Raw genomic sequence first — 25,548 nt, 5'->3', positions numbered from 1 at the left:
TTAGTGTTTCCGAACCGACTTTTGCCGGTTTTATTGTTTAACTTTTAATTTTTCGGTAAAAATTTACCGAAGTATTGTAATAATAAACTCCATATATTCGCAGAGTTTTATATCTGCTTATTTAAAATCAGTGTATTAACCGTGAGATAAAATAGTAGCAATGACAACTAGTTTTGTGTTCGAGCACAAAACTAGTTGTCATTCCCTTCTTTGTTTAATAAAGATTAAAGACGTCTTAATAAAAACACAAAATCCTGTACGAAAGTTTTCTTGAAGAAACCAAAACGGGGATGTGTCAAAACTAAGGCACATCCCCGTTGATATGATTTCCTTAATGAAAGGAATAGATTCTGAACTTATAGTGACAATCAGAAATAGTAGCGTATTCCCCCAAGAACATTGATACGTGTAATTCCGCTACGTTCATTATCTTTCAGTTTCACTTCGCTACGGTCGGGCAGGCTGCCGTTAACCGTATTCGCAGTTACACCAATACCCCAGTGGGTGTCAATCATATATTCCATACCTATCGTAGCATGCGCTCCTACTCCGGTAGAATTATAGAAAGGCTCGTGATAAAGGAATACACCGACACCCAAGCCGGCTTTCATCATCCATTTATCCCATCGGTAACGCGCCACCCATTCGGGAGCGATATAAGAAAGCATCATGTCCCCGCCGGGGAAAGAGGTTTTGAAACCGGAATACTGCAATCCGATACCCCAACCGCTACTCCAGGTATATTCGTAAGAAAGTTTCCATTCCAAGCCACCTTTATTTCCCAAAGATTTTCCGTCGGGGTCATAGAGTTTACTTGTAATCCATCCATAACCTATACTGGCTTCGAAAGTACTGGCGGGCGCCCGTCTCTTCTCCTTCTCTTCCTTAGCTACCACATGCCCAAGGTCAATCACATCTTGCAACGGATTCACTTTCAGCGTATCCACTTCCATATCCGAAAGACGGAGCATCAGGCCGGAAATCTGATGGCAGGAACTTCCCCAAAAAGAAGGTTCCAGATGGTCGGTAATGGCAAGCCCGTTCCCGCCGTTCTTCCCGGTAGCTTCCTGTGCAAGACGCAGTACCTGGTCGTAACGGCATTTATTGGAAAAGCCCCGGTCTACTACCGCAACACGTCCTATCGTTTCGGCAGTATTAGGAACCATCCCGCCCGGTTCGATAACGTGCACAGAATCTGCCGGAATCACGTCCGGATAAGTTTTTGAGATATGGGTCACCACTTTGGGCGAGCAAGCAGTCAGTAGCAGCAGGGTTGCACCTGCTACAAAAAGGTGGGCTTTTTTCATGTTTGTTTTTTAGTACACTTCTACTTTTTCAGCGATTCCCTTTGCCTTATCACGCAACGCATCGAGGTCGGAATTCAACGGAGCGTAGCAGAGCACTACTCCCATACGACGGTTGACACGGGTAAACGGTTTGCCGAATATGCGGAGATAAGTATCTTCTTCTTTTGTCACCTCTTCCAATCCACGATATTGAGGACGTTCCTGGCTGGCAATCGGAGAAAGGATAACGGCACTTGCCCCTATCCGCTCCTGCTTGATACCGGGAATAGGCAGACCAAGTACGGCACGGAGATGGAGTTCAAATTCGTTCAGGTTTTGCGTTCCTGCCAGTGTCACCATGCCCGTATCGTGCGGACGTGGAGAAAGTTCGGAGAAGTAAACTCCGTTTTCGTGGCTCAGGAAGAATTCCACTCCCCACAGTCCGGCGCCTGTCAGGGCACGGGTTACTTTTTCCGCCATTTCTTCCGCTTCTTTCAGATGGGCGGGGTCGATATGTGCGGGTTGGAAACTTTCGCGGTAGTCGCCACCTTTCTGTACATGTCCGATGGGCGGGCAGAACAAGGTAGGGCCATTCTTTTGGGTAACGGTCAATAAGGTGATTTCGCTGTCAAACTTGATAAATTCTTCGATGATAAGTTCGCGGATATCACCACGGCTTCCACTGCATCCGTATTCCCAGGCGTGTTCGAGTTCGTCGGCACTCTTCACAAGGGATTGTCCTTTGCCGGATGATGACATCAAAGGTTTTACCACACAGGGAAAACCGATTTGGGCGGCAGCTTCTTTCAGTTCTTCCAGTGTCTTGGCATAGAAATATTTGGCTGTTTTCAGTCCGAGTTCTTTGGCGGCAAGGTCGCGGATGGCCTTGCGGTTCATCGTGAAGTTGACGGCACGGGCACTGGGCACTACTTGGATTCCTTCTTTCTCGAAGTCGTACAAGCGTTCTGTGCGGATGGCTTCAATCTCCGGCACGATAATGTCTGGCTGGTGTTTCTTTACGACACGTTCCAGTTCTTCACCGTTCAGCATGTCGAATACTTCAAATTCATCAGCCACTTGCATAGCGGGAGCTCCCGCATAAGAGTCACAGGCAATGATATGCTGACCTTTACGCTGAGCTGAAATTACAAACTCTTTTCCTAGTTCTCCTGAACCGAGTAACAGTATTTTCTTCATCATTTTGAGTGTTTTATATTAGTGATGCAAAATTAGTATATTTCGATGAAATACGGCCTTTTTTAATGACGTACTTTCGGATATTTATTGTGAAAACGGAAACCGAGTCCGAGCATCAGGTAATTAGGGGTCTGAAAGTTCTGAAGATTGTAACCGATGTGAAGGAATGAACTACGGGTGATGTCCATTTTCAAGGCAAACACCTGGTATAAGCCACGCAAGTCACCACGCCCAAGTACGTTCGAGCCAAGTCCGACGCCGATTGTGAAATAAGGCATCACGTATTCCGCACGCCCCGAAACACCCAAGGCTAGCTGGTGCTGGATTCCCGGTCTGCAAAAACGGCGGGCACCGGTATCTCCGTATTCTGTAATGACATCTTCGATATAGACATTGGCACTGCCGTCATAAACACCATCCAACGAAACTCCGAAACGGAATTTATAATTGAGATTGTACATCGGGGCAAAGTTGAATCCCGCCACGGGATAACTGCCGGGAGAAGCAATCTGTTTTCCACTCTCTACATACACTCCTTTCCGCCGCCATGAGCCGAACATGACAAGGTCATAACTGATGTGGCGCGGGAAGCGGGGAATCAATGGAGTTACCAGTGATTTGGTCAGGTCGGATTCCTCGCGGTTGAAGTTGTAAACCAGTCCGATTTTAGCTCCGGTAGTGTTCACTCCTGCATTGGGAAACTTGGTGTTTCCATTGGAGAAATGCGTGAAGTCGCCACCGATTATCAGGTCGAAATAACGGGAGAACGCCCAATTCAGGTAAATACCTGCATTGAGGTAAGCATTCATGCGGGAGCCGACAGCTCCGTTATAGGAATTATAATCATTGTCATACGGCTGCCATCCGGCGGAAATACCGAAATTCCATTCGTAATTGAGCGAAAGGCGCGGATTGAAACGCGCGATGCGTGCACCTTGAAATAGATAGAAAGTGAAAGGGTCACCGAGCTGTTTCTTGTCGCCAAAGGTGGTGATAGCCAAACCGAAACCTTGATAGGCACCGCCATAGATGCGATCGGCACAAGTATTGGGACGGAATTTGAATGAATATTTCAGATGGGCGGCAAAAGACGTCTGAATCGGTTTCCACCGCTCGTTCTCTCCACGCAGGAAAGGATTGGTGGGAAATACGTACTGCGGGCGGGCTTCTATGCCCAGGCGATGGATAAAGCGATGAGGAGTGTATGCCGAAACGGAATCGAATCGGTATTCCCCGTATTCCGGGAAATATCCCTGCCGGAGTCCACGGATTTCTTCCTGTAGCTTCCTGACTTCCTGTCGGAGTTCACGTACAACTTCCTGAAGTTGTTTCACATCCTGACGGGTATCTTCCAGTGTATCTTGCCGGACTTCCTGTGAATGTAAAAAAGCTCCCGGAAAAAGTAATGCCGAACAGAAGGTAAAACGGAAGGCGATGTCTTTCCATCTTGGTATTTTGAATCTCATAGACGTCTGGTTTGTCTTTTTAGAACGAAGTTTATAAATCGAGGATTTCAATAAACTTGGCGACATGATAACCATCCATCAGTCCATGATGACAAGTGACGGAGACAGGTAGCAGCAGTTTCTCTCCTTCACGGAAATACTTTCCGGTGGAGATTTTTGGGACGCTGTCGCCCGAACGCATATTGGTGGGGTGTTTCATATCTGTGAAAACGAGCCACGGAACAGCCGAGTAATGAATGGCGTTGGGATGGAATGTCCCCCCTTTGTTCAGTCCGGTGGTGGCTTGCAGACGTTCCATTTCGGCTTTCGCTTTGCGGATGAAGGTAAGTTCGTCCGGGTCATATTCGAAGGCGGCGAAAGAAAACGTATGGTCGGCACGGCCTACGGTGGCTTCGGGCAGAAGGCTGTCATAGCACACTACCCTATCCCCTTCGATACGGTAGCGGAACTCTTCGACTTTGGCGGCAGCGGTAACAATCCGGTGCAGCACCAAGAGGGAGAAAGATACGCCTTTGTCTTTGGCTTCCTGATATGCGCGGGTGCAGTCTACATTGACCGTCACTCCGAAAAACGGGTCGTCAAAAGCACTGAAGTGCTCGAAATGTTCTTTTCTGTTCCAGGTAGCAATATCAATGATTTTCTCAATCTGATTCATTCTAAACACTCTTTTTTAAATAGCCGGTTGCTTGCGGACGCAAAGCCGCTCAAGCGCAACCGGACTGTTAGTTTGTGGAAAACGGCTGCCCGGTTTTCCCCGACCGGGCGGTCGTCTTTTTACTTTACTGATGTTGCTCGCGCAGCAGGTCGTTCACCGTCTTCACCGGATTGAAGGTAGAGAGGGGAACTTCTACAAATACGGTATTCCAGTCGCTCATCGCACCGTTCCACAAGCCGGGGAGTTCGAGAGCTTTCAGGTCTTTGCCGTTCTTTGATTTGTAGGAGATGAAGCCAGTTGCCTTATCCACGTAGTTCACTAAATCGAATTTATGACCTTTATAGTCACGCACGGCACATACCAGATCTACCGGATTGAAGTGCGTACCGTTCTCGAACATTTCCTTCTTCTCGGGGTCGTTCATGTCGATTTGCGAGCTTTCAAGGATTTGTAGGGAAATCGTTCCGTCACTGTTGTATGCAAGGAACGGGCCACCACCCGGTTCGCCTACGTTCTTCACCATTCCGCAGACACGCATCGGACGGTTCAGTTTGTTCTTCAGATAGATAGCGAGTACGGAATCTTCGAGGTCTTTCGTTTCCGGATTCTTGCAGAAAAGTTTCTTTTGCAGGAACTGGAGCATTTCCATCATTTGGTCGTGCGTATATTTGCCGCTGTCAAGCAGTTCGAGGTACTCGAATGCCTGCTTTTGCAGGGAGACGAGTACGCCGGCAATCAGTTTCTTATAAGTAACGGTGTCTTCCTTCAGTTTGTCGGGAACAACGTTGTCGATGTTCTTGATAAAGATAATATCGGCATCGAGGTCATTCAGGTTCTCAATCAACGCGCCGTGTCCACCGGGACGGAACAGCAGTTTGCCGTTGTCGCGGAACGGTTGGTTGTCCATATCGGCAGCAATGGTGTCGGTACTCGGTTTCTGCTCGGAGAATGTGATGTAGTAATCCACTCCGTAACGTTTGGCAAATTCACCGGACTTTTCTTCCACCAGTTTCTTGAAGAGTTCACGATGCTCGGTAGATACGGTGAAGTGCACGTTGACTTTGCCGCTCTTTCCGGCTGCGTACATAGCTCCTTCGGCAAGATGCTCTTCCAACGGGGTGCGTGCGCCTTCGGGATATTTATGGAATTTGAGCAGACCTTTCGGCAGTGCGCCGTAATTCAAGCCGGCAGTTTCGAGTAATGCGGAAACTACGGCTTTATAGTTACCTTCCTCGATTAATCCGGGGATGTCTTTTCCGGCTGTACGCTGACAAGCTACGTTGAGGTCGTCATAGAAAGCAAAATCCTTGATACCGTCGAAGAATGCTTGTTCAAATTTTGTAGTCGGCGTATCATAGTCGGCAGACAGAAACTCGAAGAGGTTCTTGAACATACGGCTCGCGGCACCCGAAGCCGGTACAAACTTCACGATAGTCTTATCCGTGTTTGTATATGCGTCCCATGCTGCCAAATATGCTTTCTGCTCTTCAGTGCCGGGGGCTAATATACCTTTCTCAATGGAAGCCGCAGCGTCCAGTTTCAAAAAAGGAAAACCTGTCTGGAAGCAAGCCAGTTGCTCGGCTATTTGCTCTTCCGTAATGCCTTTCTTGGCAAGCAACTCTTTGTCCTGTGTCGTTATCATAATATCTATTTTTATTAATTGATGCCCAAAAATACAAAATGTTATTTACTTCTTGCCGAATAACCAAGAAAAAAACTACTTTTCTTTCCATATTTCATTATCAGTCACTTACGAAGAAGTGTTATTCATTTATGTACTTTTCAGCGTTATTTGAACACAACAAAGATAGATAAATATCCGATGTTATCACAGAATTTGTAGAATAAATAGAGTTAACCGATTACAATAATATTACAGACCTTTTGGATATTTGAAATCTTACCAGCCGTGGAAAGTTGGGGAGCGTGTGGTTTAAAGCACTTTCCTGATAAAATTTCACCCCATACCCCTATTGTTGAGACGGACGGCAGATAAACCGATAATAAAGCAACAAAAAAGCCAGCTAACATTACGCTAGCTGGCAACTGACATCAATAACTAAAGATTCCCGTTTATCCTATTCTATTTAACTGTTCCATAAAATTATGTTTCTGTGCTTCTCTCATAATACTGTCTACCACCTCTCTATTTACATCCTTTAACTTTTCAAGGAGTTCTGTATATTGAATCCCTAAATTATTCTTATTTGCAATCCAATCAATGAAGAAACCTTTTGCCAGAAAACGATAGGTAAACCCAGCATCTAATCCAGCTTTAATTATCTTCTCTGCTCTTTCAACCATTTTTTCAGGCTCATTACCTACATACTTCGTAAGAGCGCCTTCTCCATATTTACACGCCTCTGCCAGTATCGATTCTTTTATGTCAGCAGAATAAATCAGATACTTACTAAGCGTCGTCAGCTTAAATCCACCATTCGGTAACATATCATCTGCTTCACCTTTCTTTGTTCTTTGGTGTTGTATATCCATATACTTAACGATAAAACCTAAGATAGCATTATCAGGATACGCTGCACAAGCCTGTTTAGCAAAATCTCCTTTATTCCACTTTACTGACGTATTGTTCATTTCTGATATCATAATCCGTATATCCTCATCTTTAACCAATGGATACATAGCCTTTATCTGTGCAGGAGCTTTAGGCGTAAATTCTTCTGGCTTATCTTCCTTTCTGCTTCCGTTCTTTTGCCATTTCTTCATTGCATTTTCATAATTCTTCTTAGCCTTTGCATCTTTTTCTCGAAGCTCCATTATAGCCCTATACCTGTGCTGACCTTCAATAATAACCAAATAATCATTAGCTTTAGAAGAATCTATTGGAAAACCAGATACAGGGTCTTTCAAAGTTAACCCCTCCTTTACCACATCTTCACCATCAACCACAACAAGCGGAAAATACTGTGTATGTTCTCCAATAGACTTCATTTTGTCATTCAAGTTAGCCTTGTTAATGTCCCGATTGATACCACCAGCAATAAAAGCTACTTTCTTACCTTCGTTCAATTCTCTTGATTCCAGAGTAAAAATTTCATTCTTACATTCTTTTGTAGTCATAATACCTTTGCAGTTTTTAGACTGGTGCGCTCCAGCTTTAATTAATTTTATACTACAAAGATTGCCCTTTTCTTGAGAAGCTAACGGGAATAAAAAAACACTGCTTTCTTATTCCCCTACTTCACAAGTTGTAGAATGAAGTATTTAGAGAATAAGAAAGCAGAAATAAACAATAAAATAAGTTTCAATCAATAATAAAATGCGTTCAAACTCCTTATGTCCTTATCCTTATATTGTTTCAACAGGGACTTCAAGTAGTCATAGTCAACCAACACACTTTCGTTGCTCACGATACCAGTGAAGTATAGTAAATGAGAAATCAGCGTCTTTTCCTTGTCAGACATATTAGCTCCCTTCTTTCTCTTTTCTTTTACCTGTTCTTGATAATTCAAGGCAGTGATAATCATTTGTGAGAAATAATAAGCGAATACGGAGAATGATTCAGTATGTGGATTACTCAAATCAACGTTACCAGTATTCATTTGGTCTGAATTTACTGTTTCCAATCCGTCTGCACAAAACTTCGCTATACTAGCAATAGCCGTCTTATTATCTATCACGATATTCTTCCTACCTATTTTCAAGGTAATACAAATTGGGCTTTTAAAGACTGCACCAAACGGAGTATCTCTTTTATAATCCTCACTGATAGCATTAACAAGTTTTTCTATCTGTTCTTTAGGGGATTCTTTTATTTCTATACCCTCCATACATTTACCCCAACTGCAATCATAACAGAAAAGCAATAGATACCAGAACTTTTCAGCGTCTAAGCCCAATACAGCAAGCAATTCTTGAAGTTCGTTATTCTTTATGTATGAATCAAACGAGAATTTACCTTTCAATATTCCTCTGTTGTATCTTCCTTTAAAAGTATCTGGCGTTTGTGACGGCAACATATATGTCTGTCCTGTTTCTTCGTCATAATCAAAATCAGGGAAATATTCTTGTGTCACTGGATATATATACTCTAGCAACTCGCTATACTGGATTGAGAACTTATCTACTGGCTTCATAGTGTTTTTGTTTGCAATGATAATAAAAAAACAGCAAATGAATTTCTTCAAATGCTGTTCTTTCTATACACGATAGGATGATTTACCTTTTTATCATCTCATAGTTTTCTTCTGAATTCTCATCTGTAGCAGTAATATGTAACTCTGTCTTAGTCAGTTTAGTTATCGTTATCGACTTACCCGCTAACCAACCAGAATCTCTCAAAATAAGCTTATTACCATTAATAGAACTTGCAAAATAATAAGTATGGCTACCGTCACTATATCCTCCATTGCCGTCTGTATCTTCAAAGAAGATATATTCTCCAGAGACATCCTCTGTCCAATTCTCCTTTTGATTATTGTCATCATACTCCCAACCATAACATTTAATCATATCCCAAGTACCTTGAAGATTAGCCAAAGAAATTTCGACTGAATTTTCTTCTTCATCATCGTCACTACAAGAAGTAAAACCTGCACATAAAGCAATAACCAATAAAGTCGCAAAAAATCTAAATGTTTTCATATTCTGTAAATAATCTTTTTGTTAATAATTTAATTTGTAGTATAAGCTGCTCAAAAATTGAGTTGGCTACTTAAAAGATAGTAGCAAAAGTTGTTTCTTAATGTCTGATTCGTAGTTATATATCGTTTTATCTACCCTGTTCCCTTTGGATAGTATTATACAATGAGAAAAGCGTGGGAACTATTGAATATTATCATATTGAGGCTCTGGACTGCCCAAGGTTGAATAATAAACAATAGCCCACGCCAAACGATATATAGACTATCTTAACAAGATAGGTATATAACATTGACGTGAGCGTTCTTGCCTATTATCTTCAACCTTCGAAATTGTCCAGATTCCAATATGAGATAATATCTTAAACGCTCTTCGTTAACTAATATGTCCTTTCAGCCCCAACACATTAGGTATCTGAAATTGCTGCAAAGGTACAAAAAAAAGCCTGTAATCAATCAAGACTACAGGCTAATATTATTCCAATACGTTATAAATCTAATAGTTGCCGAATAATTTCGACTGTTACTTTTTCCTCTTTCTTTAAATACCTATTATATTTAGAGAACAAAACAATACTCCCCACTAGATTACTTTGTACCAACTCAGGTAATATTCTTTCATTACTCTCAATAAATCCAGTTATTCGACAAATCTCCCCACACGAACAATTACCTATTGACTCAAATTCATACCCCATCCATATATATCCTTTATCGGATAATTTTCCCCAATAAGCATAAGACTCTTTATTCTTTATAATGATAACTTTAGGTCGTATGACCTCTTCCATTAATTGTTGAGTAATCCGAAGCTGTCTAACTAGGAATTGTACCCCATCTTTATGTTTCAAAATAACATTTCTGATATACTTTTGATTAGTCTCTCTAAAATAGAATAAATCAAAATATGCTGCACTATTTATATAATCACATTCATTAGATTTAAGCATATTCTTTATTGGAATCCAATAACGTCCTGAATTACAGTTCATAAATTCATAAGGTAGTTCTTGCCCTTTCTTATTATCCGTAAATGAAGGATTAATCCCCGTTATTAGAATATCCTTTTGCTGTATATTATTACAGTACAAATATCCTCTTTCTTTTAATACTTCATTATCAATACTAGCATATTCTTCCCATATTGCAGCTAATTCTTTATTAATGTCTTCCATAAACTTATTATTGATTATAATACAAAGATAAAAGAAAATCGTATTATTTACTCTTATAATGATAATCTATTCCAAATAAAGCTCCAACGAAAGTAAGCACCTCACCAAATGCTACCAGAATAGAACTATGTATGATACCTACAGGTACTACACAGAATCCTGCTATCAGTAATCCTATACCTACGACAACCAGTATGCAGGCTATTATTAATTGTATTTGTTGCTGATTCATAAACTCAAATAGACCTGAATGTTCCTGCAAATGTACCATCACTACTGATTTTAAACTCTGCTACATTATCAATCCACCAACTACACATACCCTTAGTTGAGAAATTATATTTTCTCGCTACTAATTTTAATCGTCTTGGATAATGTCCGATTGAAATGTAGCGTACATCTTGCCCGTTATACATAAACGCATAATTATTTGTACATTCAATCCTTATTAAACCGGGATTTCCCTTAAATATCATTTCAACTTCAAGCCCTATAAATGTATCACTGCAAGGTAATATTATTGTTCTAGGGTCATTATCCTTATTTTTCGTAAAGAAGAAATTCAACCCATCCTTTAAATCAACTTCAAATGCATTTGCAAAATCATAATCATCAATATCTATAGTTTTAAACTCCTTCCTCGTACCATACTTTAAATTTAGATTACCATTTGTATCCCAGCTAATATTTCCATTTGCCAACTTACCAGAACCATCATCTTTCAATTCCCATTTTCCAGATAAGTTTCTTATTGCACCAGACAGATAAGCATTATTAGAATAAAGTCCATCACCAGACAGTTTCCCAAAATCAGTATCAGTAATTCCATCTAGATTACCTATTCTACTGGATACTGTGGAATCTGATTCAGAAGTACAACCTGTACGTATATCAATACAGCCATCATACGGATTCAGCAGGATAGAACTTTGTCTGGCAGCATCAGTAGTATTGGCTATCCTTACTAAAGCATCACCAGTTTCTATATTGCCTAATGCTTCTATTACATTGCAGGCGATAGTTGTACCATCTACAGTAGTAACTTTTAAGACTATTTTCTTTGAAGAAGAATCAAAAGTCTGGCTAAGTAGAATATCATCCACCCTAAAAACGGAATCACTTACAGTTAGTACCATTACATTATTTTCATTGGAAGTTATACCTGTTACCTGTGCTGAATCGGTAACATATAAAATACCATTAGTTCCCCTTACTTCATTACTCGTAATAGTAAAGACATCCAAACCTCCTTTTACTTTCAGATTGTCAAACTCTCCATTCTTGCCAGCGACAGAGTTAAATTTCACATCAGAATCAGTACTTAAATACTGATTTATTGTATCTACATATTCATTCTTATCTTGTTTGTTTTCATTCAAGTATTTACCCATATTGGCAGATAATGCCTTATCTTTACTGGAAGTTTCCAAATCATCAATTACCACAACTTTAGTACCAGCTTCACCTGATACTGTAGACTGTAAAACTGTACTTGAATAACTTCCACCTACATTCTTTAAATACTTGTTCCTGAAATTATGTGGTATATAGTTAGATTTTATTTCCATATTATCGTATTTCGTTCAATTCAACATCACATTTATTATTAATCAAATCGTAGGTGATGGAATTGATTACAAAGTTCTTATTCAAGGTATTCTCTTTCAGGATTGAATTAAGCGATATACCCCTATTCTTTATTGAATTACTGTATCTGAATCGTGGCTTACTATAGTAATTCACATATTTATTAATACAGTGCTCTTCTGCTTTCAGTTTATCCAGTGAAACTGTATCAGTCAACGTATCAACAAAGTAATACTCATCTCCTATCTTAGTAAGAACATAGCTATAGCTGCCTGCGTGTTCATTATAAGTATTGATTCTAAATTCAATATCATCAAAATCATTGACTATATTTTCATCAATTACATTCTCAAACTTCAAGTCTTCATCATACGTTTCATCATTAAAAATATCCTTCACATAATCAGATGTAGTATATTTCAATTTAACATCATTAATATGAAATGAATTACACCTGACAGGTTCTTTATCGGTACGTCTCATAGGAGTAGTTCCAAGTTGATTAGGAGCGTAAAGTTCAAATATCAATTCCCCTAATATCATTTTATCAGATGGCAATGAAACGGCAACACCATCTTCACTTTCTGCCAGATTCATACGCCACGAAACTGTATTAGTCAATGAATAATCTGTATCAAACACCTTATCCCCTACTTTATTCTTATGTACCAGATAAAAACAGTCTTGCAATTTACATTCATCATAGAACCATTTCTCGACAAATACACGCTCATTACTGCTATTCATATATGAATACACATAATTTCTATCTGCATATCCACCGCTATACTTTTCACGTCCAGAAATAGAATCATATTCCCCTTTAGTAACAAATCGCCAGTAGCCGTATTCATCCAGATACTTATACCAAGTTGCACCTGCCCAAGTATTTGGACCGTTACATATCTTATAATAATTCCTTGCAACTTTATTATGATACTCTTGATAATTAACCCATCCATCACCATCATAGTACATCTTATCACCAATTGCAAGTTTACATTTAAACATCGTATCCGTGAATCCTGTGGAATATTTACCATCATAGTATTGTTCATCAGATGTTACAATACATTCTGCTGCATTCCAATCACCAGACAGCCTATAATTTATATCAATAATGAAAGTTCCACCTTTGACTGCTATAGGCAGCTTATTTTTCAATGACAATTGAACTCCGTCTATTGTTTTCCATCCCATCAGACCGTAATCACTTATCGTAAAATACGTCTTCCAATTTAAAGAGGAAGGTTCATTTGCAGTCTCATAGTATGCTGCCTTTTGCCAGTAGCTGCCATTTGATGCAGCATTATCTGGAGTTACTTCTTCTATCGGTTCTATTGGTTTGTTAATTTCAAAAAGATATGGCTTATTCCAATCCCAATTATTCTTCGATTTAAAGAAAGCATTCAATAATGTATAATTCTTACCACTAATATCCCTTGTCGATTCATAATACTTATTTGCGTCTGCATTCTGATTTATAATATCATCCTCATCATTCCATTCAGGAATTATAGTATTATTAGAATTTGAATTGGCAACTACCACCACCTTATTATATAGTTCACCAATAGCTATACTGGCATTACTTTCATAAATATTCTGATTAACATTAATAACGGTGTTATCAAGTGTTACTACCGTATTACTGTCATCTGACAGGGTATATTTAGTATATGAATTGATATTCTTTATTATATCATAATCTACAAAATAAATTGAATCGCCATAATAATAGCAAGTCATACCCAGATACCTTGCAATATATTCCAATATGTCTTTACAGTTCTCTGCTTCATTCGCTTCATCGAAGAAGTTTCTATCTAGGATGAATAGGTTATTTAGTAAATCAGTAGTATCATTAATCTTCTTTGCGTTGTGTACATAGACATTCTTTATTAGTCCGTTGGAATCAATCTGGCTTATGATATGTTTGATTACCTGATAAAAAGACACTATAGACTGTTTATCATTTAGATAAGTGTAGTTATAGCTACTAAGAGATGAAAGAATATCATTAAACTGCAAGGATAACAGATTATATTCTTCATTATAATCCGTACTGTAAAGACAGGGGACTGAATAACCACACCACAATAAAGAACCATTCTTTGAGATGGTACAATATATCTGGTTTCCTAATGCTGTGTAGAGATTAGCCAGTACCTTAGTTGTTAAGACATTAATCTGGCAATCTGAACATTTGATTGGTTTGAATACATCATCATCTGATTCATAGTTAATTGAAACTGCATCAGCAGAACAGAGTAATTCAGAAGCTATCAAAGTACCTCCCGAATCCCTGTATATTTCAATATTGATAGTATTCTCATCTATATCCTTAAAAGATGAGTTATATATTAATTGATAGCCCATTTTACCTTAGTCTGTTTGTTCTATTATTGTGTTGTTTTAAAACTCCAACCAGTGCTTTATCTGAAATCTTAAATTCAACTTCACCTGACATAGCACCTCCTTTTACAGATGAACCACCGTCTAACAGGTTGAACAGATTGGACTGCTGACTTTTATTCAGAATCATTTCACCACTATTCACTCTAGCCAATACCTTATCACCAAAGAAGGAACTGCCATCAACTACACCACCATTGGCAAATTGTGGCATAGTGGCAAAAGCTGCTATTACAGAAGCTACAGCAGCACCAGCCAACAGCCAACCTACTACAGGTGTTTGTGTGGCACTGGCTACGGCATTTCCTATAGATTCCGCTTTCTTTGCAGCAATAAGAGCTTCTATAGCAGGAATAGCAGTACCTATAGCTGTCATTAAATTAGCACTCCAAGTTAACCAAGCAGAAGCACCTTCATTTGTCATTTGGGATATAGAACCCATAACAGTAGCAATAGCTCCTAATGATGTTGCATAATCATTATTGACTTTTACATCTTCTTCTGTTACAAATGGAGAAGTTAGTTTACCAATATCCTTTGAATCAAATCCTTTAACGGATGGAATACCAGCAGGTTTTAATTCTCCCTGCTCCCTACTGTTATACTTAGCGGTAATATTCAGAACTATTTTTTTCTGTTCCAGTTCCTGTATCAGTTTTAGTGCAGATACTCTGGCATCGTCTGTAATGGCAGCAGCATACTTCTTTCTGGCTTCTGTTATCAGCTTATCCAATTCAGCAACAGAACCAGCAGGAATTACTTCTTCTGTTTTTACCTTATTATTTCCTCCAGCAGGTTTAAGACTATTCTGTAATTCCAATGTACGTTTATCAAAATCATACATACGCTTTTTCAAATCATAAGCATATTCATAGTTTTTAATCATTTCACCTCTATTGGCATCATTATCCTGATTCAAAAAGTTCTGCTTTTCAAGTTCTGAATTTTGCAGTTTGAACAGTTCCATTTGCTGCTTGACAGAAGAAAGTTTTTCTCTCATCTGCTTTTTGGTTTCACCTGTCCATTCATTAGTATCACCTCTGGTAGAATTAATCCTGCCTTGTATTTGGTTTATTTCCTTTTCGTATGCCTTTAACTGGTCTTGATACTCCGTTAATGCCTTTTTCTCATTTCTAGATGAAAAATCATTATTATTGATTGATATATATTTATGTATATCATTAATATTAAAGTCTTTTCGTCCTGTTCTAATATTCAATGATTGAATAAGTTCTTCTTCTGCACCTCCCAAAACATCAGTAACATCTATTTTAAAATCGTCTTTCAACTTTTGCAAGTCTTTAAATGCCTTTTCCCGTTCCTGCTTGCTTTTGGTAGTATCTCTGATTATAGATTCATATTTCGTAAACTCCGTTTCAAAGACTTTAGTATTGAATCCCATTGATAACTTAGCATCAGTCAACGAATCACGCAAAGCAGAAAGTTCTTTCAAATTCCTTATTGTAGAAAGAACACCGTTATTAAATGCTTCAAAACTGCCAGCAGACATAGACTGAAAGAATAAATCTACAGTTCCTTTACAGGAATTTAATGTATTGTCCCATTCATCATTAGTAGCCTGTGAGCTTCTTATTATCTTCATAAAAGCGTCACTGGCAGTAGTCGCAATTCCAATACCAGTAGCAAACTTTCCTATAGTACCTACTATATTGCCTGTTATCTGTTGAAACTCCTGTACCTGCCTGCTGCTCTTAACTATGTTATTATTAAAACCAGATGAATCAAGTAATAGTCTGGTTACTAAATCAGCCATATATATTTAGTTTTGTGTGTTTATAAATTGATTAGCTTTAGCCTGTAGTCTGGCTATATCATCCTTACTGATAGAAGTATCTTTTTCTTTGGCTTCATCCCAATCAAACTTCATAATATCAGTAGGTGATAATTGCTTGGTACTGTTAGTTTGAGCTATGATATAACTTATCATTCTAGCCTGTTCCCAGCTTGTTTTATTCTTATATTGCAGATTCTCCAAGACTGCCTTCACCTCATACATTTGCATACTGTCCAGAAAATAATCAGGTGTTATACCTGCTTCCAGAACTATCAAAGCATACAATTCGCTAATCGTTACTTTTTTTTTGAATCCGTTGTTTCACTTATGAATGCAGACTGCTTTTCCATCTCCTTAGAAAGAAAATCCTGTAGCTGGATAACTAAGGCTGGTTCATCATCGCATTCATTAATAAAGTCCTCGAATGTCATTTGCAAATCTGGATTATTGGCTACTAACAGACTATAATAAAACAGGTAGTAATCCGTTAGATTCTCCAATCTGAATATCTTGCCTGTTATCTGTTCAAATACGAACATAGCCCTGATAGTATATCGTATATTATATGCAGTACCTTTAATTTGAATTTCCATAGTATATAAATAAAAAAGGGGAAACTGTAACAGCTTCCCCAGTGAATATATTACGCTACTTTAGGTGATAAAGCACCTGTTCCTTCCAAAGTAACAGAATAAGTAGCATTGTCATTATCTGGAGCATTAGCAGTAATACTGGTGATAACTACCTTGCCTGTATATCCACCGCCAGCAGTCCAACCATCGGCAGGCATACCTGTGTCACTGTCTGCATTAGTGCATACAGCAAAAGCAACAGTAAGTTCTTCCCTGCTTATCCAGCTATTTACTAAAGCATTAAAATCTTCTACACTATATAAATTGTCAGTTGTAAGTGACCAGCTTAATTTGCTTACAGCTTTACTAGTCCACTTACCACCGTCTTTTGATGAAGTTTCCAAAGTGTTTCCTGTTAAGGAAAGCTGGCAACTGGTTGAAAATGCCAATGCTTTATAAGCAGTACCAGCACCAGTTGTATCTTTAAAAATCATCAGGTCATTACCTCTAAGTATTTTGTTTGCCATTTGTGTTTATGTCGAATGTTAAATTCTGAATGAATGTATCTTCTATGTATTCTTCATCTGCGCTAATCATCCTTATGTCATTTATTTCTATTCCTGAAAAGTTACCCCTCCTACCTTCTAAAGCATCTCTTACATAGTCTGCCAGTTCAATGGTATCTATGTAATCTTTAGAAGCTATAACTATATCAACCATAACAGATTCATTAACTGCATAACTGCCTTTAGTGTAGTTTGGTGTGATATTGGTTCTTTTATAAATGATAAAAGGAAAAGTGGTGGATTCTTCAACTATCAAAGGATATATCTTAAAACCTACCTTTTCTTTTATCCTGCTATCTTTCTTTAATAAATGATAGATAGCCTTTCCTATTTGTAAGCTCATTTTTTATTAGCAATCCTTGTTATTGATTCTTCAACCATTTGATTTATATTATCGAAGATGGCACGTTCCGTTTTATCTTTAGCAGTTTTAAAGAAATGTGCAGCCTTCATCCTCCCCCTGTTAGCTCCGTTTTTCCTAAGCTGTCTGGTAGTTGTTCCAAGTTCAAAGAACTTTAATCTAAAGTCCCCCATTATATGAACCTTCGCTTCTGTAGCTTTCTTATCAACCTTTAGTTTTATTCCACTGCCTAAAGTTTTGCCGTTCCATCTATTCTTATGATTTATTGCTTTACCTACTACGCTTCTTAGTTGTGTCTTCGTTTCCTTTTGCAGTATTCTTCCAGCTTTCCGTAGTGCATTCTTATACACATTTTTTTGCTGTCTGCTGTTAAGTTCACTAAACATTCTTAGCACCTGTGAAGCGTCTACAGTTACACCGTTATTCATTAATAAGCTCTCCTATGATTTCTGTAGATTGTTTAGCCCTGTCTGAATTGATAGCCAGTATCCTATACTTCTTACCTTGATAGATAATTCTCATTTGCTCGTTTACCTTATGATAGTACCTGATTGTGAAAGTCAGTGTATAAGAAGTAAATATTTCATTATTCTGATTAACCCTATTACCAGAATTAAACTTAATGTTGGCTCTTGTTTGCAGATAGTCTACCCATTCCATAGAAGTAGCCCCAAACTCATTTTTAACTGGTACTGATTCCTGTAGTAATATTGTCTCTGTCAGTAACCCTGCCCTCATAGTATATAGTATTAATAGCCGTACTGTAATCCAGTTTCACCGCTTATTTTTACTGCACTACATAATTCAGGATTCCAGCCAGGATAAAGAACCGTAGTTATAAACTTCTCTTGTCCAGCAGGTCTAATTTCTACAGTTACTTCATTATCATTGGTATTTTTAATGAGAAAATAAAATTCTGGTGTGAATACATCCTCTGTTATATCATCCATTCTACTAACCTGTGTAGACGTTGCCCTACCGTCTCTATTATGTATATAATCAATCATACTTCTTTGTAGTTTTTATAAAGTGAAATTAGATAGTCAAATGTATATGGCACTTTATTAACGGATGAATAAGATACTGGCTCACGATTGGCATATAGATTACCAATCAGCAGCAGAATAGCGTGAATAACAGCAGGTGGGGTAAATTCCCCATCCACTGCTAATTCATCCAGTTTCAGATTCAAATTACGTGCTACTGCATCCTCTGCAACATCAATTAGTCCAAGTATATATAAATCATCATCCTTGAAAGAATCATCCAAAAGAAGGTACTTCTTAGCTTCTTCCAGTTTGACGTACATATTATTTTAAGATAGCTTTTTGGAAAGAACCTGTTCTTCTTGGTTTTGCATCGAAATATGCATTGATAACCAATCTTACTTTACCGTTAGCTGCTTGTGTGTACGGGTCTACTGTTAAGTCAATCCCACCCCATTGTCCAATAACAAAATCTTCAAAGTGTCCCATTACAACACCCTTACTGGTAACATTGGATGTACAATATACTGGATAACCGTTCACTTCATTTTCTTTCATCAGACAACCAGCACAACCGACACAAGTATGTACACCACCGTCAGTTACATTGTAAAGAGCGTCTTTAGCAGTCGTTTTCAAAATACCTTTTGCAGATGGCGATACAATGAAACATTTGTTTCCTGCTACATTAGCTTCTTCCAGTGCAGTTTCCATATCAACCAATCTCTTATAAGTAATATCCTTTGTTTCAGGAGTAACGCCATTAAAGATACCGGCAGGCATAGTAGCAGAACCAGCAGCACTACCCAAGATTGTAGCTTCCAGTTTGTCTGATATAGCATTTACAATATCACGTTTAAGCATCTCTTCTGCACTGGCAGAATCCTGAATCAGGAATTGTTTGGAAACGTCTACATAAGCGGTTAGTCTCTTTGGTTCTAAGTTTACTTCACTGAAATCACCTGCACCGTCTGTAGCAGCAGATACTTCACCAGCCCAGCTAACATTGCTTCCAGAATAAGCAGGAATAGAAACATTACCTACCAGTCCAGACAGATAACTTGCACCAGCTTTAACCATTACTAAATTAGCTCTCAATGGTTCTAACAGAGCCAGTTTATCTTCTGCTACGGTTTCCTGTCCTGCACCCTCTACAGTAGCTTGCACATCGGCTCTTTCTTCAATCGGTAATACGATTTGTCCAGAATAGTTCTGTCCTGATTTTCTAAATTCTGCAATACCAGCAGATACAACTTCCTGCGCTCTTTCGTCCAGTTGTCTGCTATTGGCTACGTCATTAATAGCCTTTAAAAGTGAAAATTTCTCTTTTTTCATAGATGTATTATTTGTGTTTGTTAGTTTTGTCTCGCTTGCAATCTTTCTTATTTCATTATCTATGTCTTTCAGTTCATCAGCAATAGAATTAAATTCAGCGTGTTCACCTTCATTTAACCGTCTGGTTTCCTTTTCTGCTTTGGAAACTATTTCCTCTGCCCGTTGCTTTAACTGTTCTTTTTTGTCTAACAGTTCTAAAGTGTTCATTATTGTAGTTTGTGTCTTAGCTCCATATAGTAATCAGTCAAATCTTCTTTATCGAATGATTCCAGCTTTCTAAGTGCTACACTCGTATCAGGATACGCTTCTTTATAGACAGGTGATACATCAAACAGTTCTTTGAACTTATTGATAGTCCTGATATAAGAACCATTATCCTTCTTTGTCCAAGTATCAGAATCAATGGTAAAAGCAAAAGATGAAGTAGTAATATCACCTCTCTTTAAACCTTCCAGCAATTCATCTCCTAGATTTGTACAAGGTGCTTCAAAGCTATATTTAAGACCTGTAGAATCAACTTCCAGTTTCAAACTGCCTGCACCGTATTTGGAGCGTGCCAGAATACCCCTGTCCTCATTATGATTCAGCAGGCATAAAATATCTGACTGTTGTAGCACTCCTTCCAGTGCCGTAGGTTCTATAACTTCTGTAAACCCGCCTAAATCTCTAGATTCAGAATTGAATACTATTGCATAACCCTCAACAATTCTGGAATCTTCGTTTCTTTTTTCAATTTTACAATTTCGTGTTTCTTTCATAGTATCGTAGTAATCCCTTATACATATATTACCTTTACTCTAGTATCTCCCAGACAGGGATTATCAGAGCAGTAAACAGTATATTGTTCGTTATATCCTGATTCATTGGTGTAATAGAACTTGGCTACTTCTCTGAATCCTCCTTCAAATCCACCTACACTGAATACGGCTTCTCCATAATGTGAAGGATAAGCAAAACATATATATTCATCCTTGCCTGCATTTACTCTGAAATTCATTTCTGTAGCTTGCCGTAGTTCTTTTGTAAGAGATTCAATAAAGTTGGAATCATAAGTAGTAGAAGCTGATACACCGTAATAAATATTATTCATAAACTTAATATCAATAGTTTTAGATTTGATGGTAATTCCATCATTTACCTTTAATGTAAATGATTTATTGCTGTTGAATGGAGTATCAAATGTGAAAGAACTGCCTGTCACAGGCACATCATTAATAAATTGTTCCGTTGCTGGCTGGCTTAACTTCCAAGTAAGTGTTATACTGCTAATGTTAGTTGCTATTTCCTGTACTGGTGCTACATTGCTAGTAAATGAGGTTATATTAATAGCTTCATACAGCAATGAATCCAATGTGTCTTTCACAGTTGTACTGTCATATCCTACATTTTCAGCAAGTAAATCGGAACTTGTTACGAACTTGGAATCATTTATTAAATCAGACGTGAAATTAGGTATTTCACTAGTATCAGCTTTAGCAGCCAGTGCTTCTTCCAGTTCTTTTAGTTCCTTATTAATACCTGTCGAATCAAAATCAGATAAATTAGTAAGCTTGGTTTTATCTTCATTAGTATAATCATTAGTAGATAATCCTTTGCCAGATTCTTTATCAACCTTTTTTGCCAAGTCTACAACATTGGTAAACTGTGCATCATTGGAAAGCTCCGTTGTATATTTGGGAACTTCATCTTTGGAAGCAAAGTTTCTATCATTCACTAATTGACTAAGTTTAGTAGGTACACTATTTATATTGACATAATTACAGTCATTTTGCAACTCGCTTACTTTGGTAGGTAAATCATCTCTAGTGATAAATCCCATATCATTTATCAACTGACTTAGCTTAATCAGTCTTTCCTTTGATTCAGAACAGCAATATTTAAGACCATCATTATCTGCTACTATGGTATAAGCCCTAATCATTTTATAGCAGTGACTATCATCATTCTTTATAAATGTACAGATAACATTATAGTCTCCCAAAAGCATTTCCTGCTGTTGTTCGGCTGTTACCTCAAACTCAATGCCTTTCACTAAAGTACTGTCATAAAGAACAGCATCCCCTAAATCTTCTTCCCTCTCTTTAAGGACTATATCAACTATTTTGGCATCTGCTACATATTTCTTGGATGGAACTGTAGAATGTTGATACATTACCTTCAAATCAGTAACAGCAGATAAATCTATATAGCCGTTACAGTCCTTTATAGTCCAAGTAAAGCTAAAATCATTCCCCTTGATTATATACCTCATTGTCTTTTTCTGTTTGCTTAGTAACTGCATTATCTAGTGTCTGTACATTCACCTGTACAAATGATTTGTCACCGTTTTCAATAGCTGGTAAATCCAGATTCTTTCTGATTTCATTTGGAGTAATCACACCAATCTGGAACAGCGTATTATAATAACTAGCCAGACTTGCCTTATCTGCTCGAAGAAGAACGGAAGTGTCAAAACGAACATCTATATTATTCCTTTCAGACGGCTTATACAGTTTACGTTCAAATTCCAGTTCTATCTTTTCCAGTAGTGGTGAAAGCGTATCAGTCAAGAAAGCCAGTTGAGTAGCTTCTACTGTACTATAACTGGACTTGGACAAATCAAAAGCCTTGACTGGCGACACACCGAAAAACCTGCAAATATCAATCACATTGAACTGTCTAGTCTCCAATAGTTGTGCATCAGACGGATTTACGGTTATAGGCTGAAAAGTCATATTGCCTTCCATCACAGCTACACCATTAGGAGTACCAGTAATAGAATTAAAAGCACTACTCCAAGCTGTTTTAATGTCCTGCTTCTGTTGTGCCGTCAATGAGGATTCCACTTTAATAATGCCAGCCAGATTAGCACCACCTTTGAAAAATCCTTCTGCGTGCGCTTCTGAATCGGCAGTTAACCCTAGTGTATTTCTGGCGTGTTTTAAAGTACTTATACCTGTAATCCCATCATAACTAAAATTCAGGATATGAATCATATTGATAGCTTCTACCAATTGATTCATCCCTGTAATGTTATACATCTTTTTTCCGTTTTTAAAAGTGACTGATACTGAATCTGATTTTAAGAATATCAGTTCTTTGGCATCACCTTTTTCATCTCTGTTAATAAGAGCATAGCCATTACCTGTAAGAAGTACGCTGGTAACCAGTGTCTTGATAAAAGTAAATCTGCTCATTTGGTCGTTCGGTTCTCTGTTTAATAACCAATATGTAGGATGCTTGGTAAACTTGGTTTTAAAGCCCTCATCATCTACATAATACGGTTCTAACGGTAACTGTGCAACAGAATCACTTATCACGTCTACACATCTGTAAACGGCAGATAACAGCATAGCTTTTGATTCTGAATATGTAGTAGCTGAATTATAAAATAGAGAATCTGAAAGAAAGTTATAGCTGCGTTCTTCTTGTCTGGCTTCTTTCTTTTTAAATGGATTGAAATTGATATTGAGTTTCATTAAAATGTAAATATTTGGTTTGTGTAGTGTGGTACTTGCAAATACATACCTAAAGCCTGTATCATAGATATAGTTCCATCAATCTTCTTTTTGTCTACTTGTTTGTTAGGTTTGATATTGCCGTTATGGTCTGACTTCAAAGTCACATTCCTAAAGCAATACCTGTTTATTTCATTATTGTCTATTGCTGCCTTCCCAGATAATATAAGCCGTTCCATCTCTCTGGTAGGCTTATTAAAGTTGGCTAATGTCTGTGCGTATTCTTCCAGTGGTAATCCTTTTTCTGTAGCACTTATAGCCCACTGTGTAGCATTATACTTATCATATCCTACAGCCTGTATATTAACTATTTCTGAATATTTAAGCATATCAGTAGTTATGTAATCATAGTCAGTAACATTGCCAGCAGTAACAGTAAGTAAGCCAGCCCTTTTCCATAGCTTATAAAGTTCCTTGTCTGTCTTATCTGTAAGTGCCGATTCAGGAAGGTAGTAATGAGTTTTAAAATAGTATTTATCACTATCAACGACTAAATAAGATACAGCAGTTAAATCACTGGTAGCAGCTAAATCCACTCCAACATAACAGGGTAATCCTTTGAATTTTGACAGGTCTACTGCTTGTGTACACTTTATAATACTTTCATCAGACAGCCAGACTGTAGCACTGTCACACCATTGGTTAAGTGTCTTGGTACGTACTCCCACTTCATCAGAAGGATTATTAATAGCCTGCTGTACTTGTCCTTTGATGTATTTGCTGGTAACAGTAATATTCAAATTAGGAGCAACTTTCATCCAGTTCTTTTCACTTCTCCAATCATCAGCAGCATCTAAAGAATAGATGGCAATAAACATTTCATCATCTGCTTTCAATTCATTCAACACTTCTATAGCTACGGTTCTTAATTGGTAACAAGGCAAAGTCTTGTCGAATCCAGCAGTAGTAATAGTACATAAATGTGGATTCTCACGCATACCCATACTGGATTTTATTACATCCCTTACCTTACTTGTCTTGGCAGCGTGGTATTCATCCAGTAAACCGAAACTGGCATTAAATCCATCCAGTTTGCTATCATCAGCAGCAAGTACTTTCAATTTACTATTAGTAGCCTTAAACAGAATATCAGCCCTGTAAGCTGTCAAATATTTGCCTTTGGTATCCAGTCCCTTACTAAACTTGGAACACATATCAAAAGCTATCTTTGCCTGTTCCTTACTATTTGCAGCCAGCAGAACTTCTGCACCATCTTCACCATCAGCAATTAGATAATACAAACATAATGCAGCAGCTAAAGCAGTCTTACCTTGCTTTCTAGATACTTCTATATATGAACTGGTGAATCTCCTAGTTCCTGTACCCTTCCAGTAAAATCCCAGTATATTAGCTATAATAAACTGTTGCCAGCCTTCCAGTATGAAGTTACTGCCAGCGTGCTTGCCTGTATAATGTTTCAAAGTGCCAATAAAACTAATAGCCCTGTCTACTACATCTTCCCTAAACTCCAAATCATCCCTCAATAAGTCATTCTGGAATCTCTTACAAGCCAGTTTTATTGTATCGCCTGTTATTATTTCATTATTAAGAACCTTACTTGCATACTCATAGTAAAGTTTCATCATCTAACTTCTTTCTTACCAGTAACAATGAACTGTTCTAATGGTGTTGATTCCTCGTCGTCCGTTTTATCCATCTTTGGCAATTTTGTACGTGCTTTGGCCGTCAGTCCAAATTCCAACATAACTTTCATAGCCTGTGTTTGTGCATCCTTTGCTACTTTTACCAATGGATGTGGTGCTATATTACCTCTATCACTGGTAACTGTCAAACCGTCTATTTCCAACTGTTTGGATGCCTTGATAAATGTACTGTAATTTCTTGCCAGCATATCTAAGGCAGCATTATCTATATTCTCTAAAACACCTCTATTTTCAAGCTCTGCAAGTACACCTTGTATGTATTCAGCAGCTTCTTTCTCTATACCTTTGGGAATTGAATATTTCTTCATAGTATTACGTTTTTTATTTTCTAAATAGTAAAGCTAAAAAGGTACTCAATTACACATAAAGAGACTATAACACAATTAATTAAGA

General features: G+C 38.0%; 27 protein-coding genes. All 27 read right to left on the bottom strand.

Annotated elements, in window-relative coordinates; genetic code table 11:
• Positions 1 to 368 precede the first annotated feature (368 nt).
• Positions 369 to 1,307, bottom strand: a complete 939-nt coding sequence (locus AB5443_RS08865; RefSeq protein ID WP_368114469.1) for an outer membrane beta-barrel protein — start codon at positions 1,305 to 1,307, stop codon at positions 369 to 371.
• Positions 1,308 to 1,316: 9 nt separating this feature from the next.
• The gene (gene purT / locus AB5443_RS08860) at positions 1,317 to 2,483 is read right to left on the bottom strand and encodes a formate-dependent phosphoribosylglycinamide formyltransferase (RefSeq protein ID WP_073346506.1); all 1,167 of its coding nucleotides are present in this window, start codon (positions 2,481 to 2,483) and stop codon (positions 1,317 to 1,319) included.
• Between the two features lie 62 nt (positions 2,484 to 2,545).
• Complete coding sequence (locus AB5443_RS08855; protein ID WP_044654084.1) at positions 2,546 to 3,949, bottom strand: acyloxyacyl hydrolase; 1,404 nt, start codon at positions 3,947 to 3,949, stop codon at positions 2,546 to 2,548.
• A gap of 31 nt (positions 3,950 to 3,980) precedes the next feature.
• On the bottom strand, positions 3,981 to 4,604 hold the full coding sequence (locus AB5443_RS08850; protein ID WP_022137285.1) for a chloramphenicol acetyltransferase: 624 nt from the start codon (positions 4,602 to 4,604) through the stop codon (positions 3,981 to 3,983).
• Positions 4,605 to 4,728: 124 nt separating this feature from the next.
• The gene (locus AB5443_RS08845; RefSeq protein WP_368114468.1) at positions 4,729 to 6,246 is read right to left on the bottom strand and encodes a DUF4301 family protein; all 1,518 of its coding nucleotides are present in this window, start codon (positions 6,244 to 6,246) and stop codon (positions 4,729 to 4,731) included.
• A 431-nt stretch (positions 6,247 to 6,677) separates the two neighbouring features.
• Positions 6,678 to 7,682: a hypothetical protein gene (locus AB5443_RS08840; RefSeq protein ID WP_368114467.1), complete on the bottom strand. Its 1,005-nt coding sequence runs from the start codon at positions 7,680 to 7,682 to the stop codon at positions 6,678 to 6,680.
• Positions 7,683 to 7,870: 188 nt separating this feature from the next.
• The gene (locus AB5443_RS08835) at positions 7,871 to 8,698 is read right to left on the bottom strand and encodes a hypothetical protein (RefSeq protein WP_368114466.1); all 828 of its coding nucleotides are present in this window, start codon (positions 8,696 to 8,698) and stop codon (positions 7,871 to 7,873) included.
• An 82-nt stretch (positions 8,699 to 8,780) separates the two neighbouring features.
• Positions 8,781 to 9,206, bottom strand: coding sequence for a hypothetical protein (locus tag AB5443_RS08830; RefSeq protein ID WP_048697546.1), 426 nt, complete (start codon positions 9,204 to 9,206; stop codon positions 8,781 to 8,783).
• Between the two features lie 484 nt (positions 9,207 to 9,690).
• Positions 9,691 to 10,377: a hypothetical protein gene (locus AB5443_RS08825; RefSeq protein ID WP_368114465.1), complete on the bottom strand. Its 687-nt coding sequence runs from the start codon at positions 10,375 to 10,377 to the stop codon at positions 9,691 to 9,693.
• 43 nt (positions 10,378 to 10,420) lie between these two features.
• Positions 10,421 to 10,609: a hypothetical protein gene (locus AB5443_RS08820; protein WP_008648040.1), complete on the bottom strand. Its 189-nt coding sequence runs from the start codon at positions 10,607 to 10,609 to the stop codon at positions 10,421 to 10,423.
• A gap of 4 nt (positions 10,610 to 10,613) precedes the next feature.
• Entirely contained in the window at positions 10,614 to 11,945 is a 1,332-nt protein-coding gene (locus AB5443_RS08815) for a pertactin family virulence factor/autotransporter (RefSeq protein WP_368114464.1), read from the bottom strand.
• Position 11,946: 1 nt separating this feature from the next.
• On the bottom strand, positions 11,947 to 14,343 hold the full coding sequence (locus AB5443_RS08810; protein ID WP_368114463.1) for a hypothetical protein: 2,397 nt from the start codon (positions 14,341 to 14,343) through the stop codon (positions 11,947 to 11,949).
• 1 nt (position 14,344) lies between these two features.
• On the bottom strand, positions 14,345 to 16,153 hold the full coding sequence (locus tag AB5443_RS08805; RefSeq protein ID WP_368114462.1) for a hypothetical protein: 1,809 nt from the start codon (positions 16,151 to 16,153) through the stop codon (positions 14,345 to 14,347).
• A 6-nt stretch (positions 16,154 to 16,159) separates the two neighbouring features.
• Entirely contained in the window at positions 16,160 to 16,402 is a 243-nt protein-coding gene (locus AB5443_RS08800) for a hypothetical protein (protein ID WP_032852623.1), read from the bottom strand.
• A 68-nt stretch (positions 16,403 to 16,470) separates the two neighbouring features.
• Positions 16,471 to 16,767, bottom strand: a complete 297-nt coding sequence (locus tag AB5443_RS08795) for a hypothetical protein (RefSeq protein ID WP_368114461.1) — start codon at positions 16,765 to 16,767, stop codon at positions 16,471 to 16,473.
• A 50-nt stretch (positions 16,768 to 16,817) separates the two neighbouring features.
• The gene (locus AB5443_RS08790) at positions 16,818 to 17,273 is read right to left on the bottom strand and encodes a phage tail tube protein (protein WP_004308847.1); all 456 of its coding nucleotides are present in this window, start codon (positions 17,271 to 17,273) and stop codon (positions 16,818 to 16,820) included.
• On the bottom strand, positions 17,254 to 17,655 hold the full coding sequence (locus AB5443_RS08785; protein WP_368114460.1) for a DUF3168 domain-containing protein: 402 nt from the start codon (positions 17,653 to 17,655) through the stop codon (positions 17,254 to 17,256). Before AB5443_RS08785 ends, AB5443_RS08790 begins: the two co-directional genes overlap by 20 nt.
• Complete coding sequence (locus AB5443_RS08780; protein ID WP_073345687.1) at positions 17,652 to 18,101, bottom strand: hypothetical protein; 450 nt, start codon at positions 18,099 to 18,101, stop codon at positions 17,652 to 17,654. Before AB5443_RS08780 ends, AB5443_RS08785 begins: the two co-directional genes overlap by 4 nt.
• Entirely contained in the window at positions 18,094 to 18,411 is a 318-nt protein-coding gene (locus AB5443_RS08775; RefSeq protein ID WP_032855836.1) for a phage head closure protein, read from the bottom strand. Before AB5443_RS08775 ends, AB5443_RS08780 begins: the two co-directional genes overlap by 8 nt.
• Before the next feature lie 11 nt (positions 18,412 to 18,422).
• Positions 18,423 to 18,680, bottom strand: coding sequence for a hypothetical protein (locus AB5443_RS08770; protein ID WP_008648051.1), 258 nt, complete (start codon positions 18,678 to 18,680; stop codon positions 18,423 to 18,425).
• On the bottom strand, positions 18,677 to 18,982 hold the full coding sequence (locus AB5443_RS08765) for a head-tail connector protein (protein WP_368114459.1): 306 nt from the start codon (positions 18,980 to 18,982) through the stop codon (positions 18,677 to 18,679). Before AB5443_RS08765 ends, AB5443_RS08770 begins: the two co-directional genes overlap by 4 nt.
• Before the next feature lies 1 nt (position 18,983).
• Complete coding sequence (locus AB5443_RS08760) at positions 18,984 to 20,201, bottom strand: phage major capsid protein (protein WP_368114458.1); 1,218 nt, start codon at positions 20,199 to 20,201, stop codon at positions 18,984 to 18,986.
• Positions 20,201 to 20,752, bottom strand: a complete 552-nt coding sequence (locus tag AB5443_RS08755) for an HK97 family phage prohead protease (RefSeq protein WP_055269423.1) — start codon at positions 20,750 to 20,752, stop codon at positions 20,201 to 20,203. The genes AB5443_RS08760 and AB5443_RS08755 overlap by 1 nt, the downstream gene beginning before the upstream one ends.
• A gap of 17 nt (positions 20,753 to 20,769) precedes the next feature.
• The gene (locus tag AB5443_RS08750) at positions 20,770 to 22,245 is read right to left on the bottom strand and encodes a hypothetical protein (protein ID WP_368114457.1); all 1,476 of its coding nucleotides are present in this window, start codon (positions 22,243 to 22,245) and stop codon (positions 20,770 to 20,772) included.
• On the bottom strand, positions 22,220 to 23,452 hold the full coding sequence (locus AB5443_RS08745; protein WP_070750236.1) for a phage portal protein: 1,233 nt from the start codon (positions 23,450 to 23,452) through the stop codon (positions 22,220 to 22,222). The genes AB5443_RS08750 and AB5443_RS08745 overlap by 26 nt, the downstream gene beginning before the upstream one ends.
• Positions 23,452 to 25,074, bottom strand: coding sequence for a terminase large subunit (locus tag AB5443_RS08740; RefSeq protein ID WP_368114470.1), 1,623 nt, complete (start codon positions 25,072 to 25,074; stop codon positions 23,452 to 23,454). The genes AB5443_RS08745 and AB5443_RS08740 overlap by 1 nt, the downstream gene beginning before the upstream one ends.
• Positions 25,074 to 25,463 carry a phage terminase small subunit P27 family gene (locus tag AB5443_RS08735; protein ID WP_004308833.1) on the bottom strand — a complete coding sequence of 130 codons (390 nt, stop codon included), beginning with the start codon at positions 25,461 to 25,463 and terminating at the stop codon, positions 25,074 to 25,076. The genes AB5443_RS08740 and AB5443_RS08735 overlap by 1 nt, the downstream gene beginning before the upstream one ends.
• Positions 25,464 to 25,548 lie beyond the last annotated feature (85 nt).

Origin of the sequence: Bacteroides sp. RTP21281st1_H5_RTP21281_210402 (genome assembly GCF_040918965.1) — a bacterium.
GTDB lineage: Bacteria > Bacteroidota > Bacteroidia > Bacteroidales > Bacteroidaceae > Bacteroides > Bacteroides congonensis.
This window is presented reverse-complemented; position numbering and strand designations above follow the sequence as displayed.

What these genes read in the sequence shown, in the direction of transcription:
- AB5443_RS08750 (WP_368114457.1), bottom strand. Translation starts at nt 22,245, where the DNA reads ATGAGGTATATAATCAAGGGGAATGATTTTAGCTTTACTTGGACTATA.
- AB5443_RS08735 (WP_004308833.1), bottom strand. Translation starts at nt 25,463, where the DNA reads ATGAAGAAATATTCAATTCCCAAAGGTATAGAGAAAGAAGCTGCTGAA.
- AB5443_RS08850 (WP_022137285.1), bottom strand. Translation starts at nt 4,604, where the DNA reads ATGAATCAGATTGAGAAAATCATTGATATTGCTACCTGGAACAGAAAA.
- AB5443_RS08780 (WP_073345687.1), bottom strand. Translation starts at nt 18,101, where the DNA reads ATGAATAACGGTGTAACTGTAGACGCTTCACAGGTGCTAAGAATGTTT.
- AB5443_RS08800 (WP_032852623.1), bottom strand. Translation starts at nt 16,402, where the DNA reads ATGCAAATGTATGAGGTGAAGGCAGTCTTGGAGAATCTGCAATATAAG.
- AB5443_RS08765 (WP_368114459.1), bottom strand. Translation starts at nt 18,982, where the DNA reads ATGTACGTCAAACTGGAAGAAGCTAAGAAGTACCTTCTTTTGGATGAT.
- AB5443_RS08820 (WP_008648040.1), bottom strand. Translation starts at nt 10,609, where the DNA reads ATGAATCAGCAACAAATACAATTAATAATAGCCTGCATACTGGTTGTC.
- AB5443_RS08805 (WP_368114462.1), bottom strand. Translation starts at nt 16,153, where the DNA reads ATGGCTGATTTAGTAACCAGACTATTACTTGATTCATCTGGTTTTAAT.
- AB5443_RS08755 (WP_055269423.1), bottom strand. Translation starts at nt 20,752, where the DNA reads ATGAAAGAAACACGAAATTGTAAAATTGAAAAAAGAAACGAAGATTCC.
- AB5443_RS08770 (WP_008648051.1), bottom strand. Translation starts at nt 18,680, where the DNA reads ATGATTGATTATATACATAATAGAGACGGTAGGGCAACGTCTACACAG.
- AB5443_RS08745 (WP_070750236.1), bottom strand. Translation starts at nt 23,452, where the DNA reads ATGAAACTCAATATCAATTTCAATCCATTTAAAAAGAAAGAAGCCAGA.
- AB5443_RS08845 (WP_368114468.1), bottom strand. Translation starts at nt 6,246, where the DNA reads ATGATAACGACACAGGACAAAGAGTTGCTTGCCAAGAAAGGCATTACG.
- AB5443_RS08795 (WP_368114461.1), bottom strand. Translation starts at nt 16,767, where the DNA reads ATGGAAATTCAAATTAAAGGTACTGCATATAATATACGATATACTATC.
- AB5443_RS08775 (WP_032855836.1), bottom strand. Translation starts at nt 18,411, where the DNA reads ATGAGGGCAGGGTTACTGACAGAGACAATATTACTACAGGAATCAGTA.
- purT (WP_073346506.1), bottom strand. Translation starts at nt 2,483, where the DNA reads ATGAAGAAAATACTGTTACTCGGTTCAGGAGAACTAGGAAAAGAGTTT.
- AB5443_RS08840 (WP_368114467.1), bottom strand. Translation starts at nt 7,682, where the DNA reads ATGACTACAAAAGAATGTAAGAATGAAATTTTTACTCTGGAATCAAGA.
- AB5443_RS08790 (WP_004308847.1), bottom strand. Translation starts at nt 17,273, where the DNA reads ATGGCAAACAAAATACTTAGAGGTAATGACCTGATGATTTTTAAAGAT.
- AB5443_RS08760 (WP_368114458.1), bottom strand. Translation starts at nt 20,201, where the DNA reads ATGAACACTTTAGAACTGTTAGACAAAAAAGAACAGTTAAAGCAACGG.
- AB5443_RS08825 (WP_368114465.1), bottom strand. Translation starts at nt 10,377, where the DNA reads ATGGAAGACATTAATAAAGAATTAGCTGCAATATGGGAAGAATATGCT.
- AB5443_RS08810 (WP_368114463.1), bottom strand. Translation starts at nt 14,343, where the DNA reads ATGGGCTATCAATTAATATATAACTCATCTTTTAAGGATATAGATGAG.
- AB5443_RS08815 (WP_368114464.1), bottom strand. Translation starts at nt 11,945, where the DNA reads ATGGAAATAAAATCTAACTATATACCACATAATTTCAGGAACAAGTAT.
- AB5443_RS08740 (WP_368114470.1), bottom strand. Translation starts at nt 25,074, where the DNA reads ATGAAACTTTACTATGAGTATGCAAGTAAGGTTCTTAATAATGAAATA.
- AB5443_RS08830 (WP_048697546.1), bottom strand. Translation starts at nt 9,206, where the DNA reads ATGAAAACATTTAGATTTTTTGCGACTTTATTGGTTATTGCTTTATGT.
- AB5443_RS08855 (WP_044654084.1), bottom strand. Translation starts at nt 3,949, where the DNA reads ATGAGATTCAAAATACCAAGATGGAAAGACATCGCCTTCCGTTTTACC.
- AB5443_RS08835 (WP_368114466.1), bottom strand. Translation starts at nt 8,698, where the DNA reads ATGAAGCCAGTAGATAAGTTCTCAATCCAGTATAGCGAGTTGCTAGAG.
- AB5443_RS08865 (WP_368114469.1), bottom strand. Translation starts at nt 1,307, where the DNA reads ATGAAAAAAGCCCACCTTTTTGTAGCAGGTGCAACCCTGCTGCTACTG.
- AB5443_RS08785 (WP_368114460.1), bottom strand. Translation starts at nt 17,655, where the DNA reads ATGAGCTTACAAATAGGAAAGGCTATCTATCATTTATTAAAGAAAGAT.